The sequence below is a fragment of the Herbiconiux sp. A18JL235 genome, from assembly GCF_040939305.1.
Taxonomy (GTDB): domain Bacteria; phylum Actinomycetota; class Actinomycetes; order Actinomycetales; family Microbacteriaceae; genus Herbiconiux.
In genome coordinates this window covers 3,380,316-3,398,501 of sequence record NZ_CP162511.1, presented here as the reverse complement: position 1 = coordinate 3,398,501, position 18,186 = coordinate 3,380,316, and the positions used below count along the sequence as shown (strand labels likewise).

General features: G+C 68.5%; 23 protein-coding genes and 1 tRNA gene. 14 read left to right on the top strand and 10 right to left on the bottom strand.

Annotation, left to right across the window (positions count from 1 at the left end):
* Positions 1 to 30 precede the first annotated feature (30 nt).
* Genes ABFY20_RS15910 through rlmB form a run of 4 tightly spaced genes read left to right on the top strand, consistent with a single transcriptional unit; the run spans position 31 to position 4,189 of the window.
* Positions 31 to 513, top strand: a complete 483-nt coding sequence (locus ABFY20_RS15910; RefSeq protein WP_171703727.1) for a CarD family transcriptional regulator — start codon at positions 31 to 33, stop codon at positions 511 to 513.
* Positions 514 to 528: 15 nt separating this feature from the next.
* The gene (ispD, locus tag ABFY20_RS15905) at positions 529 to 1,731 is read left to right on the top strand and encodes a 2-C-methyl-D-erythritol 4-phosphate cytidylyltransferase (protein ID WP_368497212.1); all 1,203 of its coding nucleotides are present in this window, start codon (positions 529 to 531) and stop codon (positions 1,729 to 1,731) included.
* Between the two features lie 9 nt (positions 1,732 to 1,740).
* Positions 1,741 to 3,165: a cysteine--tRNA ligase gene (cysS, locus tag ABFY20_RS15900; protein ID WP_368497211.1), complete on the top strand. Its 1,425-nt coding sequence runs from the start codon at positions 1,741 to 1,743 to the stop codon at positions 3,163 to 3,165.
* Entirely contained in the window at positions 3,158 to 4,189 is a 1,032-nt protein-coding gene (gene rlmB / locus ABFY20_RS15895; RefSeq protein WP_368497210.1) for a 23S rRNA (guanosine(2251)-2'-O)-methyltransferase RlmB, read from the top strand. Before cysS ends, rlmB begins: the two co-directional genes overlap by 8 nt.
* Before the next feature lie 9 nt (positions 4,190 to 4,198).
* On the opposite strand, the gene ABFY20_RS15890 is transcribed toward rlmB, so the two are convergent.
* Entirely contained in the window at positions 4,199 to 5,521 is a 1,323-nt protein-coding gene (locus ABFY20_RS15890) for a DUF4032 domain-containing protein (RefSeq protein ID WP_368497209.1), read from the bottom strand.
* Between the two features lie 4 nt (positions 5,522 to 5,525).
* Positions 5,526 to 6,626 carry an ABC transporter ATP-binding protein gene (locus tag ABFY20_RS15885; protein WP_368497208.1) on the bottom strand — a complete coding sequence of 367 codons (1,101 nt, stop codon included), beginning with the start codon at positions 6,624 to 6,626 and terminating at the stop codon, positions 5,526 to 5,528.
* 238 nt (positions 6,627 to 6,864) lie between these two features.
* On the opposite strand from ABFY20_RS15885, the gene ABFY20_RS15880 reads away from it, so the two are divergent.
* Positions 6,865 to 7,776, top strand: coding sequence for a DsbA family protein (locus ABFY20_RS15880; RefSeq protein ID WP_368497207.1), 912 nt, complete (start codon positions 6,865 to 6,867; stop codon positions 7,774 to 7,776).
* A gap of 70 nt (positions 7,777 to 7,846) precedes the next feature.
* A tRNA-Thr gene (locus ABFY20_RS15875) sits at positions 7,847 to 7,922 on the top strand.
* A gap of 178 nt (positions 7,923 to 8,100) precedes the next feature.
* Here ABFY20_RS15875 and ABFY20_RS15870 read toward each other — a convergent pair.
* Positions 8,101 to 8,583 (bottom strand): hypothetical protein, encoded by a 483-nt coding sequence (locus ABFY20_RS15870; RefSeq protein ID WP_368497206.1) that lies wholly within the window; start codon positions 8,581 to 8,583, stop codon positions 8,101 to 8,103.
* Positions 8,584 to 8,905: 322 nt separating this feature from the next.
* Positions 8,906 to 9,418 carry a hypothetical protein gene (locus ABFY20_RS15865; protein WP_368497205.1) on the bottom strand — a complete coding sequence of 171 codons (513 nt, stop codon included), beginning with the start codon at positions 9,416 to 9,418 and terminating at the stop codon, positions 8,906 to 8,908.
* Between the two features lie 607 nt (positions 9,419 to 10,025).
* Between ABFY20_RS15865 and ABFY20_RS15860 the strand changes: the two genes are divergently transcribed.
* The 3 genes from ABFY20_RS15860 to ABFY20_RS15850 all read left to right on the top strand — a co-directional run bounded on the left by ABFY20_RS15860 (position 10,026) and on the right by ABFY20_RS15850 (position 12,084).
* Positions 10,026 to 10,241, top strand: a complete 216-nt coding sequence (locus ABFY20_RS15860; protein ID WP_368497204.1) for a hypothetical protein — start codon at positions 10,026 to 10,028, stop codon at positions 10,239 to 10,241.
* A gap of 327 nt (positions 10,242 to 10,568) precedes the next feature.
* A complete protein-coding gene (locus ABFY20_RS15855; protein WP_368497203.1) occupies positions 10,569 to 11,621 on the top strand; it encodes a PrsW family glutamic-type intramembrane protease in 1,053 nt (350 codons plus the stop codon).
* An 82-nt stretch (positions 11,622 to 11,703) separates the two neighbouring features.
* Positions 11,704 to 12,084, top strand: coding sequence for a hypothetical protein (locus ABFY20_RS15850; RefSeq protein WP_368497202.1), 381 nt, complete (start codon positions 11,704 to 11,706; stop codon positions 12,082 to 12,084).
* A gap of 58 nt (positions 12,085 to 12,142) precedes the next feature.
* On the opposite strand, the gene ABFY20_RS15845 is transcribed toward ABFY20_RS15850, so the two are convergent.
* Complete coding sequence (locus tag ABFY20_RS15845) at positions 12,143 to 12,367, bottom strand: hypothetical protein (RefSeq protein ID WP_368497201.1); 225 nt, start codon at positions 12,365 to 12,367, stop codon at positions 12,143 to 12,145.
* A 324-nt stretch (positions 12,368 to 12,691) separates the two neighbouring features.
* Positions 12,692 to 13,057: an ATP-dependent DNA ligase gene (locus ABFY20_RS15840; RefSeq protein WP_368497200.1), complete on the bottom strand. Its 366-nt coding sequence runs from the start codon at positions 13,055 to 13,057 to the stop codon at positions 12,692 to 12,694.
* A gap of 77 nt (positions 13,058 to 13,134) precedes the next feature.
* Between ABFY20_RS15840 and ABFY20_RS15835 the strand changes: the two genes are divergently transcribed.
* On the top strand, positions 13,135 to 13,482 hold the full coding sequence (locus ABFY20_RS15835; RefSeq protein ID WP_368497199.1) for a hypothetical protein: 348 nt from the start codon (positions 13,135 to 13,137) through the stop codon (positions 13,480 to 13,482).
* 160 nt (positions 13,483 to 13,642) lie between these two features.
* Here ABFY20_RS15835 and ABFY20_RS15830 read toward each other — a convergent pair whose 3' ends face one another.
* From ABFY20_RS15830 to msrB, 4 genes are all read right to left on the bottom strand, one after another.
* A complete protein-coding gene (locus ABFY20_RS15830; protein WP_368497198.1) occupies positions 13,643 to 13,924 on the bottom strand; it encodes a hypothetical protein in 282 nt (93 codons plus the stop codon).
* A gap of 3 nt (positions 13,925 to 13,927) precedes the next feature.
* Positions 13,928 to 15,115: an MFS transporter gene (locus ABFY20_RS15825; protein WP_368499806.1), complete on the bottom strand. Its 1,188-nt coding sequence runs from the start codon at positions 15,113 to 15,115 to the stop codon at positions 13,928 to 13,930.
* Positions 15,116 to 15,262: 147 nt separating this feature from the next.
* Positions 15,263 to 15,793, bottom strand: a complete 531-nt coding sequence (locus ABFY20_RS15820) for a nitroreductase family protein (protein ID WP_368499805.1) — start codon at positions 15,791 to 15,793, stop codon at positions 15,263 to 15,265.
* Between the two features lie 23 nt (positions 15,794 to 15,816).
* Positions 15,817 to 16,218 carry a peptide-methionine (R)-S-oxide reductase MsrB gene (msrB, locus tag ABFY20_RS15815; protein ID WP_368497196.1) on the bottom strand — a complete coding sequence of 134 codons (402 nt, stop codon included), beginning with the start codon at positions 16,216 to 16,218 and terminating at the stop codon, positions 15,817 to 15,819.
* Between the two features lie 57 nt (positions 16,219 to 16,275).
* On the opposite strand from msrB, the gene ABFY20_RS15810 reads away from it, so the two are divergent.
* The 4 genes from ABFY20_RS15810 (at position 16,276) to ABFY20_RS15795 (ending at position 18,179) form a co-directional block, all read left to right on the top strand.
* Positions 16,276 to 16,776, top strand: coding sequence for a GNAT family N-acetyltransferase (locus tag ABFY20_RS15810; RefSeq protein WP_368497195.1), 501 nt, complete (start codon positions 16,276 to 16,278; stop codon positions 16,774 to 16,776).
* Between the two features lie 70 nt (positions 16,777 to 16,846).
* Positions 16,847 to 17,140: a DUF3263 domain-containing protein gene (locus tag ABFY20_RS15805; RefSeq protein WP_368497194.1), complete on the top strand. Its 294-nt coding sequence runs from the start codon at positions 16,847 to 16,849 to the stop codon at positions 17,138 to 17,140.
* 15 nt (positions 17,141 to 17,155) lie between these two features.
* Positions 17,156 to 17,779 (top strand): LytR C-terminal domain-containing protein, encoded by a 624-nt coding sequence (locus ABFY20_RS15800; RefSeq protein WP_368497193.1) that lies wholly within the window; start codon positions 17,156 to 17,158, stop codon positions 17,777 to 17,779.
* Positions 17,780 to 17,975: 196 nt separating this feature from the next.
* Positions 17,976 to 18,179, top strand: a complete 204-nt coding sequence (locus ABFY20_RS15795; RefSeq protein WP_022898088.1) for a cold-shock protein — start codon at positions 17,976 to 17,978, stop codon at positions 18,177 to 18,179.
* The last annotated feature ends 7 nt before the right edge of the window (positions 18,180 to 18,186 follow it).

The window sequence follows — 18,186 nt, the reverse complement described above, 5'->3', positions numbered from 1 at the left end:
ATCCTTGAGGTCACGGAAGGACATCCATTCATGCTTTTTGAGGTTGGCGAGACCGTCGTTTACCCGCACCACGGAGCCGCGACGATCTCCGAGGTCAAGACCCGCGTGATCAAGGGCGAGGAGAAGATCTACCTCAAGCTCCGTGTCACGCAGGGCGACCTCACCATCGAGGTCCCCGCCGAGAACGTCGACCTGGTCGGCGTGCGCGATGTCATCGGCCGTGAGGGTCTCGACAAGGTGTTCGAGGTGCTGCGCGCGCCGTTCACCGAGGAGCCGACGAACTGGTCGCGCCGCTACAAGGCGAACCTCGAGAAGCTCGCCTCGGGCGACGTCATCAAGGTGAGCGAGGTCGTGCGCGACCTCTGGCGCCGCGATCAAGACCGCGGCCTCTCGGCGGGTGAGAAGCGGATGCTGGCCAAGGCCCGGCAGATCCTCATCTCCGAGCTGGCGCTCGCCGAGAAGACCGACGAGGAGAAGGCCTCGCTGGTGCTCGACGAGGTTCTGGCCTCCTAGCCGCAGCCACCTCTCGTGTCCCCGCAGCGACCGACGGTCGCCGTCATCGTCGTGGCCGCGGGCTCGGGCACCCGGCTCGGCCGAGCAGAGCCGAAGGCTTTCGTGCCGATCGCGGGTCGCACCGTTCTCGAGCGGTCGCTCGACGCGGTCGCCGCCCTCGCCTCCGCGAGCGAACCGATCGACCTGGTGGTGGTCGTTCCCGCACCGCTCGTCGACGAGGCGACCGCTCTCGTCTCGGCCTCCGGCCTCGGGGGTTCGGTCGTCGCCGGCAGCGACACCCGGCAGCGTTCGGTCGCGGCCGGGCTGGCGGCGCTCGGAGACGACGTCGACATCGTTCTCGTGCACGACGCCGCGCGCGCCTTCACCCCGGCGTCGGTGTTCGAACGGGTGATCGCCGAGGTGCGCGCCACGGGTCACGGAGCGATTCCGGGCCTCCCCGTCACCGACACGGTGAAGCAGGTGGAGGGCGGACGGGTCGGCGCGACCGTCGACCGGTCGCGGCTCACCGCGGTGCAGACCCCGCAGGGCTTCCCCCGGGCCCAGCTCGTCGAGGCCTACCGGCTGGCGGCCGCCGACATGACCGACGACGCCGCCCTCGTGAGGGAGGCCGGGCATCCGGTCGCCGTCGTGCCGGGAGACGCGCGGTCGTTCAAGATCACCACGCCCGACGACCTCGACCGGGCCGACGACCTGCTCCGGAGGACTTCTGTGACGAGCATCCGCACCGGTGTCGGAGTCGACGCCCACGCCTTCGACGCCGACGCCGAGCTGTGGCTCGCCGGCCTGCACTGGCCGGGCGAGGCCGGGCTCGCCGGGCACAGCGACGGCGACGTGGTGAGTCACGCCATCTGCGACGCGCTGCTCGGCGCCGCCGGGCTCGGCGACCTCGGCTCGCGCTTCGGCACCGCCGACCCCGAGCTGGCGGGCGCACACGGCGAGGTGTTCCTGCGCCGCACGCTCGAGGTGCTCGCCGCTGCGGGCTGGTCGGTCGGCAACGTCTCGGTGCAGCTGATCGGCAACCGGCCGCGCTTCGCGCCCCGCAAGGCCGAGGCGGAGGCGGTGCTGAGTGGTGTGCTCGCGGCCCCCGTGAGCGTCTCGGCCACCACCACCGACGGGCTCGGCTACGCCGGCCGCGGCGAGGGACTCACGGCGATCGCCACAGTGCTCGTCACGGCGCTCGTCGCGGGAGGCCCGTCATCGGCGGAGCACAGCCCGTAAACTGTCGCAGTGACCATCCGACTGCATGACTCGAAGGAGCGCGCTCTGCGCGACTTCACGCCCCTCGTTCCCGGGCGGGTGGGCATCTACGTCTGCGGGCCCACCGTGCAGTCCTCCCCGCACATCGGGCACCTCCGGTCGGCGCTTGCCTACGACCTGCTGCGGCGCTGGCTCGCCTACAGCGGCTACACCGTCACCTTCGTGCGCAACGTCACCGACATCGACGACAAGATCCTCCTGAACGCCGACGGCACCGAGGAGGAATGGTGGGCGCTCGCCTACCGCGTCGAGCTCGAGTTCACCGCCGCGTACAACGCCATCGGCGTGCTCCCGCCCACCTATGAGCCGCGGGCGACGGCGTCGATCCCCGAGATGCAGGCCATCATCACCCGCCTCATCGAGTCGGGCCACGCCTACGCCACCGACGACGGCACGGGCGACGTCTACTTCGACACCGCGAGCTGGGCCGACTACGGCGAGCTCACGCACCAGAAGCTCGACGACATGGAGCCGGCCACCGACTCCGACTCGCGCGGCAAGCGCGACGTGCGCGACTTCGCGCTGTGGAAGGGCCACAAGACCGGCGAGCCCGAGACCGCGGCCTGGGTGAGCCCGTGGGGGCCCGGCCGGCCGGGCTGGCACATCGAGTGCTCGGCCATGTCGACGAAGTACCTCGGCACGCAGTTCGACATCCACGGCGGCGGGCTCGACCTGCGCTTCCCGCACCACGAGAACGAGCTCGCCCAGTCGCGCGCGGCGGGCGACGGGTTCGCGAACTACTGGCTGCACAACGGGCTCGTGTCGGTGACCGGGCAGAAGATGTCGAAGTCGCTCGGCAACTCCATCTTCGCCTCCGAGCTCATCGCCGCGGCCCGCCCGGTCGTTCTGCGCTACTACCTCGGCGCCGCGCACTACCGCTCCACCCTGGAGTACCACGACGGGGCACTGGCCGAGGCCGAGGCCGCCGTGTCGCGCATCGAGGGCTTCCTCGAGCGCGCCCAGCGGCGCCTCGCCGACACGCGCTTCGCCGGCACCGAGGTGCTCGTCGTTCCCGACGAGTTCCGGGATGCGATGGACGACGACCTCGCCGTCCCGCAGGCGGTTGCGGTCATCCATGAGACGGTGCGGCGCGGCAACGCTGCGCTCGACGACGAAGACCTCGCCGAGACGGCGGCGCTCTACGGCCAGGTGCTCGCCATGACCGACGTGCTCGGCTTCAACCCGCTCTCGCCCGAGTGGGCGGCCGGCGGCCGCCACGACGACGCCGAGGCACGAGCGCTCGCCGCCCTCGTGGAGCGCCTCGTCGACGACCGGCAGGCGGCGCGGGCGAGCCGCGATTTCACCACAGCAGACCGCATCCGGGATGAGCTCGGGCAGGCGGGTATCTCGATCGAAGACACGCCCTCGGGCGCGCACTGGAGTCTCGATGGCTAAATCAGGATCGGGCCGCCCCTCGCGGGCCGGCGCCGTACGCAAGTCGAGCAAGGGCCGCACCGTCGGTTCGGGCGGCCAGGGCCGCCAGGCGCTCGAGGGCAAGAAGCCCACGCCGAAGGCCGAAGACCGGCCGTACCACCCCGCCGGCAAGGCGAAGGCGGCGCGCGAGCGCTTCGTCGCCGCGGGCGGGCGGGGTCGCCCCGGCGCGAAGTCGAACGAGCGGGGTCAGGATGCGGGCCGTGCGCCGGCTCCCGCCCGTCGCGTGAAGAAGGCCGACGACAGCGAGATGGTGACGGGGCGCAACTCGGTGGTCGAGGCCCTCCGCGCCCGCATCCCCGCCACGGCGCTCTACGTCGCCTTCCGGGTCGAGGTCGACGAGCGGGTCAAGGAGTCGATGTCGATCGCGACCAAGCGCGGCATCCCCATCCTCGAGGTGATGCGGCCCGAGCTCGACCGGTTGTCGGGTCACGACGCCGTGCACCAGGGGCTCGCGCTCAAAGTGCCGCCCTACGAGTACGCCCACCCGGAGACCCTGCTCGACGAGGTGCTGCGCACGAAGCAGACGCCGCTGTTCGTGGCGCTCGACGGCATCACCGATCCGCGTAACCTCGGGGCGATCATCCGTTCCACCGCAGCGTTCGGCGGCCACGGCGTGATCGTGCCGCAGCGGCGTTCGGTGGGGGTCACGGCCTCGGCCTGGAAGACCTCGGCCGGAGCTGCGGCGCACACGCCCGTGGCGATGGCGTCGAACCTCACGCAGACCCTCAAGGCGTTCAAGGCCGCCGGGGTGTTCGTGGTGGGGCTCGCGGGCGACGGAGACGTGTCGCTTCCCGGGCTCGAGCTCGCCGACCGGCCGATCGTGGTGGTCGTCGGCAGCGAGGGCAAGGGGCTGTCGCGCCTGGTCACCGAGACCTGCGACGCCGTCGTGTCGATCCCGATCGCGTCGAGCACCGAGTCGCTCAATGCAGGAATCGCGGCCTCGGTGACGCTGTACGAGATCGCACGTCAGAGGTCCTTCGACTAGCCGGGTCGGCTAGACCTTCAGCCGCCAGTCCTCGTCGGAGCCCTCGGCGTCGTCGGGGGCAGCGGCGACCTCCGCCTCCTCCACGATCGGGATCGCCATCGTGATGGCGCCCGTCGGCGGGGCGATCATGGTGGCCTCGTCGCGGCGGTGCCTCAGCACCGTGTCGATGTACGACGAGAGCGCTTCGGCGAGCGGAACGTCGCGGCTCTGGTCTTGACTCATGAACCAGCGGTGCTCGAGCAGCTGGTGGAAGATCTCGGCCGGCTCCAGCTTGCCGCGGAGCTCGCGCGGGATCGCTCTGATCACCGGCTCGAACACTTTGGCGAGCCACTCGTGCGCGACCATCTCCTCGTCGTAGCCCTTGCGGCCGTACTTGGCCGTGTAGGAGTCGAGGTCGTTGAGCAGCCGCCTCGCCTGGTTCTCCTGGGCGTCGAGCCCGGTGAGCCGGAGCAGGCGGCGCTGGTGGTGGCCCGCATCCACCACCTTGGGCTGGATGCGCACCGTCGTGCCGTCTTCGGTGGTGCGGATCGCCAGTTCCTCGATGTCGAACCCGAGGTCGTTGAGCCGGTCGACGCGCTCGTTGATGCGCCAGCGCTCCGAGGAGTTGAACGACTCGGCGCCGGTGAGCTCCTTCCAGAGCGAGCGGTAGGCGGCGACGATGCCGTTCGACACCGTGATGGGGTCGAGTTCTTCGTCGACGCGGCCGCCGGCCTCGAGGTCCATCAGCTCGCCGGCGATGTTCACGCGGGCGATCTCGAGGTCGTTCTCGCGCTGGCCGTTCGAGAGGCCGCCCTCGTACAGCTGGCCGGTCTCGGCGTCGACCAGGTAGGCGGCGAAGGCGCCGGCGTCGCGGCGGAACAGGGTGTTCGAGAGCGACACGTCGCCCCAGAAGAAGCCGATGACGTGAAGGCGCACGAGCAGCACGGCGAGGGCGTCGACGAGGCGGGTCGCGGTGTCGGGGCGCAGCATCTGCGAGAACAGGGCGCGGTAGGGCAGCGAGAACTTGAGGTGGCGGGTGACGAGCACCGAACGCAGGCTGTCGCCCTCGTCGTCGCTGCGGTTCGTGATGACTGCGAGCGGGTCGACGCAGGGCACGTCGAGACGCTGCAGGGTGCGCAGCATCTCGTACTCGCGCTTGGCCATCTCGTCGGTGGTCTCCTTCACGGCGATGACGTGACCGGAGAGGTGCGCGAAGCGCACGAGGTGCCGGGAGATGCCCTTGGGGAGGGCTGCGATGTACTCGTCGGGCCACTCGTCCAACGGCAACTGCCACGGCAGATCCAGCAGGGCCGGATCCGCCGTGGCAGAGGTGATCGTGAGGGAGGTCGTCACCGAATCAGCTGACGACTGCCTTGTTGCCGAGGCGGTCGCCCGACTCCAGGTCGAACAGGTGCACGTGGTTCGGAGCGGCGGTGAGGTACACCTTGTCGCCCACGAAGGGGTGCGAGCGGCCGTCGACGCGCGCGACGATGTCGGTGCGCTTGCCCTCGATGTCGGAGTGGCCGTAGAGGTAGCCGTCGGCGCCGAGCTCCTCGATCAGGTCGACCGTCACCTCGAGGCCCTCGCCGGCGGCGGTGGAGACGATGATGTCTTCGGGGCGCACGCCGATGGTCGCGCTGGTCGCGCTGGTCGAGGCGAGGGTCTCGCGGTCGACGGGCACGATCGAGGTGCCGAACTTCACGCCGGAGTCGGCGAGGTCGGCGTGGAACAGGTTCATGGCGGGGCTGCCGATGAAGCCGGCGACGAACACGTTGTTCGGCTTCTCGTACAGATCGCGCGGGGAGCCGACCTGCTGCAGCAGGCCGTCTTTCAGCACGGCGATGCGGTCGCCCATGGTGAGCGCCTCGGTCTGGTCGTGGGTGACGTAGACCGTGGTGACGCCGAGGCGCCGCTGGAGCGAGGCGATCTGGGTACGGGTCTGCACGCGGAGCTTGGCGTCGAGGTTCGACAGCGGCTCGTCCATGAGGAACACCTGGGGCTGACGCACGATGGCGCGACCCATGGCGACACGCTGACGCTGACCACCCGAGAGGGCCTTCGGCTTGCGGCTGAGGTAGGGCTCGAGGTCGAGCAGCTTCGCGGCCTCGAGCACGCGGCTGGCGCGCTCGTCTTTGCCGACACCGGCGATCTTGAGCGCGAAGCCCATGTTCTCGGCGACGGTCATGTGCGGGTAGAGCGCGTAGTTCTGGAAGACCATCGCGATGTCGCGGTCTTTCGGGGGGATGTCGGTGACGTCGCGGTCGCCGATGAGGATGCGGCCCTCGTTGACCTCTTCGAGGCCGGCGAGCATGCGCAGCGAGGTGGACTTCCCACAGCCCGAGGGGCCGACCAAGACGAGGAACTCCCCGTCGGCGACCTGGAGGTCGAGCTTGTCGACCGAGGCGCGGGTGGCGCCCGGGTAGATGCGGGACGCCTTGTCGAACGTGACAGATGCCATGGTTCTGGTACTCCTTCACCGGCAGGTACGTGCCGGACGATCCGTTGTGAATGGATGAAACCGGGCCTGCGTCATTGGAGACCCTCGTCGATTATGCCACGCGGGCAGGTTCAGGATGCGCGCGGCTGACTCCCAGACGGGCTTCCTACTATCCTTGAGTGGTCGCCCAGAGCCGGCGGCCGATCTCCCACCGCGCATCCCGCGCTGTGAAACGACATCTCACACGGAGCTACCACGCATGACCACAGGCGGATCCGACGACTCGCGTCTCAGCAAGAATCAGCGACGGGAGGCCGCCAGGGAGAAGGCGAAGCAGCTCCGCGAGCAGCAGCGCAAGAAAGAGGTGCGCAACCGCGTCATCCTCATCTCCTCCCTCGGCGTCGTCCTGGTGGCGATCGTGGTGGGTGTCACCCTTGTCATCACCTCGACGCTGAAGCCGGCGGGCCCCGGCCCCCTCAACATGGCCAGCGACGGTCTCGTGGTGGGCACCGGGCTCGTGGCCGAGACCACCCCGGCCCTCGCCGCCGGTGAAGACCCGGTGCCGACAGTCACCGACCCCACCTCGGGAGTCGTCGACATCCGCACCTACGTCGACTACATGTGCCCCTACTGCGGCCAGTTCGAGACCACGAACAACGCGCAGCTCACCGAGTGGATCAACTCGGGTGCGGCCACCGTCGAGGTGCACCCCCTGTCGATCCTCGACCGGGCCTCGCTCGGCACGAAGTACTCCACCCGCGCCGCGAACGCCGCCGCCTGCGTGGCGAACTACTCTCCCGACCAGTTCTGGGCCTTCAACGGCCTGATGTTCGAGAACCAGCCGGAGGAGAACAGCGAGGGGCTCGACAACCAGGCGATCAAAGACCTCGCGAGCCAGGCCGGTGTCACCGACCTCGACGCGGTGAACGGCTGCATCGACGACACCGAGTTCAAGGGCTGGGTCTCCGACTCCACCTCGCGTGCCCTCGAGGGCCCGCTGCCCGGCAGCGACGAGCCCAACGTGAGCGGTACTCCCACCGTTCTGGTGAACGGCCAGAAGTACACCGGCTCGCTCACCGACCCCGACGCGTTCTCGGCCTTCGTGGTGCAGGTCGCCGGCGAGGCCTACGACACCTCGACTGCCACCCCGACGCCCACCCCCGCGGGCTGACCCGCTCCCGTCACTCAGTCATGCCCCGGCCGTGCGCCGGGGCGTGACTATGATGAGGTGTTCCACCCCAGCCGGCCTGGCGCAATTGGTAGCGCACCGCTCTTGTAAAGCGGGGGTTACGGGTTCGAGTCCCGTGGCCGGCCCCATTTAGGCCCGGAATCTAGCGGAAGTGCCGTGCGGCGCTCGGCTGGATTCCGGGCCTACTCACGTTTAACTCACGGTTTTCGCGAGGAACCGCTGCAGGAGCTCGCTCGCATCAGGCCCCTCGTGGAGCTTCTCGGTGTAGTGCTCCTCGGTGACAGGCTCCCGCCATTCCCGCGAACGCTAGTACGGGATAGCCAACGTGAACATCAGCGGCTCGTATCCGGGGGCAAGGAACGTGAGCTGTAGGTCGGGAGTGGGGGACGCCGAACGGTCCGTACTGGCAGCTAAGAAGTAGAAGCTGAAGAAGGTGCCCGGCGCTAGGCCGAATCGATTTGTGAGCGTCACCGTTGTGGGGTCCGTGCTTGGGATTTCGTCCCAGTCCAGCCCTCCCGGACCGTACCAGGTGAACCTGTCGGGGTCGACCGATGCGATCGCGGTAATGGCTCTGGGGGCAAGGGTGGTCGTGCCGTCGTTGACGAGATCTAAGTAGTACAGCGTGCCTGGGGGACCTGTGACGTCGTAGGGGCCCGCCGGTGTGGCGGTGAACCGCTGATTGGTGCTGGCGGCGGCGAGTGGTGCGGCGACCGCGGCAAGCACCACCGGGGCGGCCCACACCGTCCCGATGAGGGTTCGGCGGCTCAACTGGGCATCATCCCAAGACATGGCAGGCAGCCTATGGGTGAGTCGATCGCATGAGCATCCCCCTTTCGGTGGACTGGTGCACCAGCGAAATGGCTGGCACAGTGGTTCCGCAGAATGGGGCTGGCCACACCAGGCTTCCACACAGCTCCGGCGTCCCCGGTCGTCCTCCTCGACGGCCGGGGACGTGTCTTGCGGATGAAGGGGTGCGAACGTGGGGGAACTTTCGAGACGATCTGTTCTTCAGGTGGGGGCATGGACCGTGCCGGTAGTCGCGGTGGCGGTGGCAGCACCCGCGGCAGCCGCGTCAGGGGGTCCGCAGCCAACGGGGACGCTGACCGCAACCTCAGCGCCAGGGCAGGGTGCGTTTTCCGTCTACCAGACCACCACGGTCTTCCGGAACGCTTCTGGAACGCGCGTCGCCGCCCCGTACGCACTCTCGTACTACAACGCTGATACGGGTACTTGGAATGAGCTCGACACGGGCATCACGTACCTGACCTTGTCCTACTTCTCCTCTGAAAGGATTACGTTTTTTCGGGCAGTGGGTGTTGTTGATGGGGTGACGGTGACCCTCGACGCCGCAGTAGTACCGGTGGGCTGACTCTCGACCCTGGGAGCGGTCTCCCTCGCACTCTTCGGCAGACAACAGCAGCTGGAGAAGCTCGACCGCTGCGTCGGGTGTCGGGAACAGGCCGTAGCTCGCTACCCGCGCGGACGTGGCTGCGTCGTCGGCGTGCGAGATCCTATAACCCCCGTGCTCGTGCTCGATTCTCCAGCCTACGTCGACGAGAGTTCCCTCGAACTCTTCAACCACCCAGTAGTGGTCGTCTTCGATGTCGCGCGCGAGGTAGAGCATGTGAACGAGGCTAGGCCCGTCGGGTTCGGTCGGTCGCATCCCCCAGTAGACGGATTCGCGGCCGCCATCCCACCTGACAGAGTGGGGAGGGATCGAGGGGGCCGTATGGGGGATGTGTCTAGAAGAAATGTCATCAGGGCTGCTGCTTGGTCAGCGCCAGTGGTCGCGCTGACGGTGGCAGCGCCAGCGTGCGCTGCTAGCCTCCCGACGCGATTCGGCTTCGTGTGGTCGCCGAACCCGGTTTCTACATCGGGCTCTCGGTTTGCTTCAGTAGACCTTCGGATTCAAAACACCGACACCGAAGACTACGACGGCTCGATCGTGGTCAGCCTCAGTGGAATGTTCGCATCGTCCAGTGGCGTGTTCATAGTCGGCTACGACTTATCTGCCGAGTGGTCGTACTTGAGCGGCAGCAGCGCATCCACCCTGTCGTTGCTCTGGACCGGCACAATCGTCGCTGGTGGGATTTCCGCCCCAGGCCGGCTTAACCCGACTATAGGGACCACCAACACGCTCCCGGCGACCTATGCGCTTACCGCTACCTCGACCAATCCGGCGCTTCCTTCCTCCGTCGTGACGACCAACTGGACCTGAAATCGTTCGCCGGTTGTCGTCTTCGACGCTGTTCGATCGTGATGCCGTCAAGCCCCCCGCCGTCCCGGCCTATGCCCTGTTCGATGGACGGATGGACGTGTGGGTGGTCGTGACGGATTCAGAGACGTTTTCCGACGTCGTCGGTGTGTTCTTCGACGAGCTGGAAGCGGTCGAGGCATCCAAGCGAGCGCTGGGTCACACTGCGATTGTCCACTCGCTGGCACGGTGAGGGGGGCCGTAGGGGAGCGGCGCCTTCTTGGTCGCGTTGGGTAGCCACTCACGCTTTACTCTCGGTTTTCAGCGGGAGCTGCCGGTATTTCGAGGTACTGGCAGGGCAAGTCGCGCAAGGGAATACTCCTGATTAAAGGACGTTTCGGTATGAGCCGGTACACAACACGTCCGAAGCGGGGGTCGGGTTCGAGTCCCGTGGCCGGCCCCATTCTGGTCGACTTGACCTCGCGGTCGACCCTCAACCGGGCGAGCCGGTTCACGGAGAACCCCGCTTTCCGTCCCCGTGGTCATGCTTCGGCAGAGCACCGCCACTAGCATTCGGCAGGTGACGACGACATCGCCCTCCTCTCCGTCAACGCTCGGCGACCATCCCACGGGTTTCGCCGGATTCCGACGGGGCTGGGATGGTCTCGCCTGGACCAGCCGCGTCGTGGCCGACCCGTCGTCGCCGGAGCTGCACGAGCGGCACGCCTTCGTGCGCGTCTTCACCCACGCCTCGCTCTATGCATTCATCGTCGGCGTCGTAGCCGGTTTCGCCGCCGCGATCGTGGGGGTCACCCTTCATGCCTGGCCACTGACGGCGCTCGGCGGTGCTCTTGCAGCCGGTGGCCCGATCGGCGCACTCGTGTTGGCGGTGCGGAGGAGACTGCGCATCGGCATCCTCCACGCCGGTCGGGCCGTCGTGCTCGGCGTGCTGTGGGGAGTCATCGCATTCGCCGCGGCCTTCGTCATCGAGCTCCTGGTCGAGCGCGGCGGCAATCATACGGTCGCCGGCTTCGCCTTCGACGGTCTCGTCGAAGAGCCGCTGAAGCTGCTGCTGCCGGTCGTCTTGCTCGCGACCGGTCCCGCCCTGTTCAAGAACCCGCGGGTGGGGGTGTGGATGGTGGTGATCGCGAGTGGTGTCTTCGGAATGGCGGAGGCCGCCCTCTACCTCGCAGACCCCGTCAGCGCAGCTTCGACATCGGGCCAGACCTCAGCGCAGATCGACGCCGAGGTCACGGCAGCGACCGGGCGGCTGCTGGTGGAGCGCATGTTCGTCGAGATCGCCCACGTCATCTGGACAGGCGGAGCGGCAGCACTCATCTGGCTGGGCGCGCATCGGGCGGGCCGGGCGTTCAGCTGGCTCGGGCTTCTCGGCTTCGGGATCGCCGTGGCGCAGCACGTCATCAACGACGCAGTGCTGACGCCCATCGATGCGACCCTGCTGGGGGGAGGCACCTTCCTGAATCTGGTCTGGGTCATCCTCGGCTACTACTTCTGGTTCCGGCCGCGGGTGCGTCAGCTGGTGCCGCCTGACGCTGTGGCCCTGGTTCCGAAGCGTTGGCGTGCCCGGATGCCGCGCGCCCTCCAGCGCGGAGCATCCGCCGGCGCTCTCTGAGCGGGTCCGCGCGCGACGTCGTTCCACCGATCGGTGGATGGCCCGCGGATGCTCGCGTTGCGACACTTGTCGAATGAGTGAGATGTCGAGGCGGACCGTTCTTCAGGCCGGAGCATGGGCCATCCCCGCGGTCGCCGTGGCCATCGCAGCGCCCGCGGCAGCGGCCAGCGGCGCGGTGCCGTCACTCACGATCACCGGGATCGCGCCCCTGAGTTTTCGGGATCAGTACGAGCTCTCGGTCAAGGTCGACGACGTCCCGCCTGACTCGGGGTTGCTGATCGGCCGAGTCACCTGGACTCCCAGTGGCGGCATCACGATCGGGTCGCCCACTTTCGTGCCCGACTCGTCAGGGAATGCCAGGGTGGTCCTCACTCAGTTCACGCCCGGCGTGCTCTACGTCTTCACCGCATCCCTCTTCTTAGCGGGCGGCACGATCACCACGACATACCCCTACACCTTCTGACATCGCGAGGGCACCGGCGCGGCCGAGGGCTCAGTCGCCGAAGATCGGCACGTGGTGTTCACCGCTCCGGGTCGCCGGGGATGGTGGCGGCGCGGGACTCGAGGGCGGCGAGGCGTTGCTCGAGGTAGGCGATGTAGTCGACGAGGTAGGCGGTCGTCGCCTCGAGGCGGTCGAGGCGGGGACTGATGTGGGCCTGGTTGAAGTGCAGCGGGGTCTTCAGCGGGTGCGCCTCATCGATCGCGGCGATCGAGGCGCGGAACACGTTCGGGGAGGGACTCGTCATGCCGGTCAGTGTAGGCCGGGCACTGCCCTGCCGCACCGCGTCGGAGCCGAGACGGATGCCGCAGGCCCGACGTCGGCGGGCCCGAGTGCGAGCTTCCCGCCAGTCGCGTTTGGGGTCGCGCTGGCGGGAAGCCGCGGGCCCGAGGCATCGGCACGAGTTGGGTGACTCGCGATCGCCGATGCGGGCCATCACGACCGTAGACGTCATCGGGTCGGACCTAAGTGACGCTAGACGGGGTGCCCCCGCGCGGCAAGGGGCTGTCAGCAGAACATCAGCGCGTTGACACGTTCGCTTCAGGCGCCGTGGTCACGTTCGCCCTGCGGCTCACCGTCGCCAGTGGGCCGCCGACGCCGACGCCGAGCCACCGGCAGACGGCCCCGCGTCGGCCGATGGGCCCGGGGTTGCCGGCTCGGGGATGATCGTGAGCTCACCCCGGTCGGCGGCGGCCGCGAGCACGCCGATCCACTCCCGGTTGACTCCGCCGGCCCTGCCGCCGAGCGCGAACCGGATGGGTACCGCGGGGTTGAGCCAGACGGAGGTGCGACCGCTGCCCGCGGCGAGCGGGTGCTCCCATGACAGCGCGAAGCTCTCAGAACGCCGCAGCTTCGTCATGATGACGGCCTGCAGATGGGCAAGAGTACGGTCGTCGAGTTCGAGCTGATGACCCTCGCCGTAGTAGAAGATACCCATCCGCCCAGTATGACGGCGACCGCCGACATCCGTGCAGAAGGGGTGCCTGATCGGTGGATCGGGGAGACGCTGGAAGGATGAAACAGATCACCTACGCAGGCGACTCCCTTCTCACCAGCGACGCGGTGGCGTCCGCCCTGATCGAGCTCACCGCGTGCCTGGCCAAGAAGGGGATCGCCGAGGCCGTCTCGATCCCCATCGTGAAGAACGGCACCACATCGGACGCCGAGCTGGTGATCGGCGTGGGCAACGACGTTCTCGCCGTTCCTTCCGACTCCGACGACGCCGGCATCGACGAGACCCACTTCTCCGAGGCCGCCGAGGGGCTGCGCGCGAAGCTCGACAGCCATTCCGGCACATCGGCAGCACACTTCGCTCGGTCGGCCGACATCGACTCCTACCTCGACGAGTACCCCGAGCACTAGCGCGCCGTTGTGGCCGGAATCGTTCTTTCGGTCTACTGTCAGAAACGTCGAGGCAGACGTATTTGGGGGTCGGTCTCGATGAGATCGGGAGTGGGTGCCTCGGTGCCGCTCCCGTTTTCTCTGCCGGCTCTTCGACGTTCTCTGCCCGCTCTCCGCGGCGTCAGTGCCGCCTGACCGGCTGGGCGAGTGCGAGGGCATGGCAGGCTGCGGCCGCGTCGTCGAGCTCGACGAAGTAGCCCTCGCCGATGAGCTTGCGCGGCTCCCGGTAGGTGACCGCGCGCCAGCGCGACACCGGCTCGCCGTCGAGCATGACGTCGACCCAGCGGATGATCGCGAACGTCGACGTCGTGCCGGGCAGGGGGAAGCGGAACTCGACCGGCAGCAGCGTCTGAACGGGCAGCGGGCCGCCCACGGCGCGGGCGGAGACGGCTGGGGCTTGCACAGCTCAGACGGTAGCGCGGGCCCCCGACATCGCCCGTCGGCGGTCGACCGCCAGCGACACCATCAGGATGGAGAACCCGACGGCGGCAAGAGCAACTCCGACGAAGGCGGGGGAGAGATAGCCGAAGCCCGCGGCGATCACGAGCCCGCCGAGGAACGCTCCGAGGCTGTTGCCGATGTTGAGCGCCGAGTGGTTGAGCGCTGCGGCGAACGATTGAGCGTCGTGCGAGACGTCCATCAACCGGGTCTGCATGGCGGGGGCGCACGACCCTGCGGCGGCACCGACGAGGAACACCGTGACGAAGAGCCCAGGGCCGGTGTGCGCGAACAGCGCGAAGGCGAGCACAGCGACGCCGACGGCGAGCACGCAGACCGTGAGCGAGCGCGTCACCGAACGGTCGGTGAGCCAGCCGCTGACGAAGTTGCCGAGCGTCATGCCGATGCCGAACACCACGAGGGTCCACGGCACCACCGACTCGGCGAGCCCGGTGACGTCGGTGACGACGGGGGCGATGTAGGTGTACACCGCGAACACCCCGCCGAAGCCGATGGCGCCCACGCCGAGTGTGAGCCACACCTGCAGGCGCTTCAGCGCACTCAACTCGGTGCGCATCGTCGCACGCGGGTCACCCGGGCGGAAAGGCACGGTGACCGCGATGGCGGCGAGCGTGACGGCGAAGATGACGGCGACCAGGAGGTAGGCGCTCCGCCATCCGAAGTTCTGACCGAGGAACGTGCCGAACGGCACCCCCACGACGTTCGCGATGGTGAGACCGCCGAGCACGAACGCGACGCCGCGGGCGCGGTTGCCCGGCCCCATCAGCGACGCCGCCACGAGCGACGCGATGCCGAAGTACGCACCGTGCGGCACCGCCGAGACGAACCGGGCGGCGAGCACGAGCCCGAAGCTCGGGAGCACGGCCGAGAGCAGGTTGCCCACCACGAACACCGACACCAGCGCGATCAGCAGCCGTTTGCGCGACCAGCGCGCCGCGAGCGCGGCGATGGTGGGTGCCCCCACCACGACGCCGAGCGCGTACGCCGAGACGAGGTAGCCCGCCGACGCGTTGGCGCCCTCGGGATCGACCGCGTAGACCTCGGGCAGCAGGTCTTGGGCGATGTTCGGCAGCAGTCCCATGGTGACGAACTCGGTCACCCCGATGCCGAAGCCACCGAGGGCCAGGGCGACCAGCGCGAGCCGACGACGAAGGGCGCCGACACCCGCGACGGCAGCGGGGCCGTGATCGGTGTCTTGCGGAGAGGGTGAGTCGCCATCGACTGGAGCGGAGCCCAGTTCAGTCACGAGCCCCAAGCTTAGACCCGCACGGGATCCGCCCCGTCACAGGGAGGAGAGGTGGTTCTCCACCTTGATGCGCCCCTTGGCGCGCGGCTTCCGCGCCCGCTCGGGCAACCCGCCCACGTAGAGCCAGCCGAGCAGCTCCTCGTTCTTGTCGAGCCCGTGAGCCCTCCGCACCGCTTTCGTGCGGGTGAGCTCGCCGGTGCGCCAGAACACGCCCCAACCCTCGTCGTCGAGCACGAGCGAGAGGGCGTGGGCGACACCGGAGGCGACAGCCTCCTGCTCCCACCGCGGCACCTTGCGGGTGGAACGGAAGGATGCGACGACGGCCAGCAGCACCGGCGCCCGGTGCGTCTTCGACCGGAACTTGTCGACGTCTTTCCCCTTGGCGCCGTCGGCCTTGGCGAGACCCTCGGCCACCCGGTCGCGGGCCTCACCACGGATCTCGATGATCCGCCACGGCTTCAGCCCACTGTGGTCGGCGAGCTGCCCGGCCGCCTCGACGGCGCGGGCGATCTCGGCATGGCTCGGCGCCGCATCCGTCACCTTCGACGACGAACGGCGGGCGAGCATCGCCTCGCGAACCCCTGCCACCTTTACTCCGCGGCTTCGAAGCTGAGCGAGATGGAGTTCATGCAGTACCGGTCGCCGGTCGGCGTCTGCGGGGCGTCGTCGAAGAGGTGGCCGAGGTGCGAGCCGCAGTTCGAGCAGCGCACCTCGGTGCGCACCATGCCGAGCGAGCGGTCTTCGATGAGCTCGACGGCGTCGGAGCCGGTGGGGTCGTAGAAGCTCGGCCAGCCGCAGTGCGAGTCGAACTTGGTGGTGCTGCGGAACAGCTCCTGGCCGCACGCCTTGCACTTGTAGACGCCCTCGCGGTTCTCGTCGAGCAGCTCGCCCGTCCACGGGCGCTCGGTGGCGGCCTCGCGGAGCACCGCGAACTCGTCGGCGGAGAGCTCCTCGCGCCATTCGTCGTCGGACTTGGATACCTCGTAGCTCACTGCTGCTCCCGGATGATTCGCTCGGTCGATCGTCAATCATCTCAGTAAACTCCTCGGGTGACCGCGCATTCCCCCGTTCGCAAGACCTGGAGCGAACTCTCCACCACCGAGCTCTACGGCATCGTGAAGCTCCGCACCGACGTGTTCTTCGTCGAGCAGAAGGTCGACGAAGAAGAGCTCGACTGGCGCGACGCCGAGCCGACCACCGTGCACTTCTGGCTCGAGGACGGCGAAGGCACCATCGTCGCCTACCTCAGGGTGCTGACGGATGCGCAGCCGGAGCACCTCGACGCCCGTCGCGCCATCGGGAGGGTCGTCACGCATCCGCAGCACCGCGGCAAGGGGCTGGCTCAGGTGCTGCTCACCGCGGCGGTGCAGGAGTTCGGGCACGAGGCGATGCTGCTGCACGCCCAGAGCTACGTGGCGGGGCTGTACGCCCGCGTCGGTTTCGAGGCGTTCGGCGAGGAGTATCTCGAGGCGGGCATCCCGCATCTGTCGATGTACCGGGCGGGGTCGGGGAAGGCCCGAGATTCAGGCGCGGCATTCGGCTCCCGTTGAGGTGAGCGCCCCTAAGATATCGAGCACGCCGTACCCCGACGGCGCCCCGCCCCCGTGGAAGGAGGACGCCGTGCCCTCGAACAACGAGCAGCCCGTCCCTTCGGCGTCGAACCGGCCGCTCAGCGAACGGGATGCGCGCATCCTCGCCTTCGAACGGAGCTGGTGGCGGCACGCGGGTGCCAAGGAGCAGGCAATCCGCAAGGAGTTCGGCCTCTCCTCCGCCCGCTACTACCAACTGCTCGGTGCGCTGATCGACTCCCCGGCCGCTCTCGCGCACGATCCGATGCTCATCAAGAGGCTTCAGAGGGTGAGGGAGGCGCGGCTCGCCGCCCGCAGCGCCCGGTTGCTCTCCCGCGACGACTAGGACCATCACCCCTCCATGGCTCACTTCACCCAGGACAGCTTCGACAGTCTGCCCGCTCATCCCGCACGCGTGGGAGCCCACCGCGGCCCCCGGCCGCGCGGGCGGGGGTGGGTGTGGTTCGCGTGGGCGGCTCTCGCCACGGTGCTTCTCGTGGGTGCGGGCGTCGTCTATCTCTCGGTGATCAACAACAACATCCAGTTCACGGATGCGTTCGGCGGCTCGTCGACTTCGACCGATGCCCCGAGCGCTGCGCCCACCGAAGAGGCGCCCGCCGTCACGCCCATCACCGACGGCACGCTGCCCGTGACCATCCTGAACGGCACCGAGGTCGTCGGCCTCGCCGGCCGGGTGGGGGAGTCGGCGGCGGCGAACGGGTGGAACATCGCCACCATGGCCAACGCGAGCACCAGCGACTTCGCGACGACGACGGTGTACTACGAAGACCCCGCGAACGAGGCGGCAGCGCTCGGCCTCGCCCAGCTGCTCGGGGGTGTGCCCACCGAGCTCTCCTCGAGCTTCCAGGGCGCGGCGCTCACGGTCGTGCTCGGCACCGATTACGCCGGCCCCGGCGCGGAGGCTCCCGCCGAGGAGGCCCCGGCTGACGCTCCCATCGACGAAGGCACCGGTGTCGAGGGCTGACCTCTCTCCACCCCTCTTGCTCCACCCCTCGCCGCGGCGATTTATTACGCGCGTGTTTCCGTCGTGTTGAGTTGCGGCAACGATGTGGCGAATTCGCGCATCCGCCCGTCACGGGCCGTTTCCGCTCGATTAGTATCTGGAAAACAGTCGTGGCAACCACGTCACTTCTGCGGAAACACAGCACTTGGGAGTAACAATGGCGAACGGAACCGTCAAGTGGTTCAACGCTGAGAAGGGCTACGGCTTCATCACGGTCGACGGGGGCGGACAGGACGTGTTCGTCCACTACTCGGCGATCGACATGGCCGGGTACAAGGTCCTCGAAGAGGGTCAGCAGGTCGTGTTCGAGGTCGGCACCGGGGCCAAGGGTCCGCAGGCCGAATCGGTGCGCCTGGCCTGAGCCCCAG

Excerpts from the sequence above, each read along its gene's own strand:
- ABFY20_RS15910 (WP_171703727.1), top strand. The coding sequence starts at position 31 with ATGCTTTTTGAGGTTGGCGAGACCGTCGTTTACCCGCACCACGGAGCC.
- rlmB (WP_368497210.1), top strand. The coding sequence starts at position 3,158 with ATGGCTAAATCAGGATCGGGCCGCCCCTCGCGGGCCGGCGCCGTACGC.
- ABFY20_RS15885 (WP_368497208.1), bottom strand. The coding sequence starts at position 6,626 with ATGGCATCTGTCACGTTCGACAAGGCGTCCCGCATCTACCCGGGCGCC.
- ABFY20_RS15880 (WP_368497207.1), top strand. The coding sequence starts at position 6,865 with ATGACCACAGGCGGATCCGACGACTCGCGTCTCAGCAAGAATCAGCGA.
- ABFY20_RS15870 (WP_368497206.1), bottom strand. The coding sequence starts at position 8,583 with ATGTCTTGGGATGATGCCCAGTTGAGCCGCCGAACCCTCATCGGGACG.
- ABFY20_RS15865 (WP_368497205.1), bottom strand. The coding sequence starts at position 9,418 with ATGCTCTACCTCGCGCGCGACATCGAAGACGACCACTACTGGGTGGTT.
- ABFY20_RS15850 (WP_368497202.1), top strand. The coding sequence starts at position 11,704 with ATGTCGAGGCGGACCGTTCTTCAGGCCGGAGCATGGGCCATCCCCGCG.
- ABFY20_RS15845 (WP_368497201.1), bottom strand. The coding sequence starts at position 12,367 with ATGACGAGTCCCTCCCCGAACGTGTTCCGCGCCTCGATCGCCGCGATC.
- ABFY20_RS15840 (WP_368497200.1), bottom strand. The coding sequence starts at position 13,057 with ATGGGTATCTTCTACTACGGCGAGGGTCATCAGCTCGAACTCGACGAC.
- ABFY20_RS15835 (WP_368497199.1), top strand. The coding sequence starts at position 13,135 with ATGAAACAGATCACCTACGCAGGCGACTCCCTTCTCACCAGCGACGCG.
- ABFY20_RS15820 (WP_368499805.1), bottom strand. The coding sequence starts at position 15,793 with ATGCTCGCCCGCCGTTCGTCGTCGAAGGTGACGGATGCGGCGCCGAGC.
- ABFY20_RS15800 (WP_368497193.1), top strand. The coding sequence starts at position 17,156 with ATGGCTCACTTCACCCAGGACAGCTTCGACAGTCTGCCCGCTCATCCC.
- ABFY20_RS15795 (WP_022898088.1), top strand. The coding sequence starts at position 17,976 with ATGGCGAACGGAACCGTCAAGTGGTTCAACGCTGAGAAGGGCTACGGC.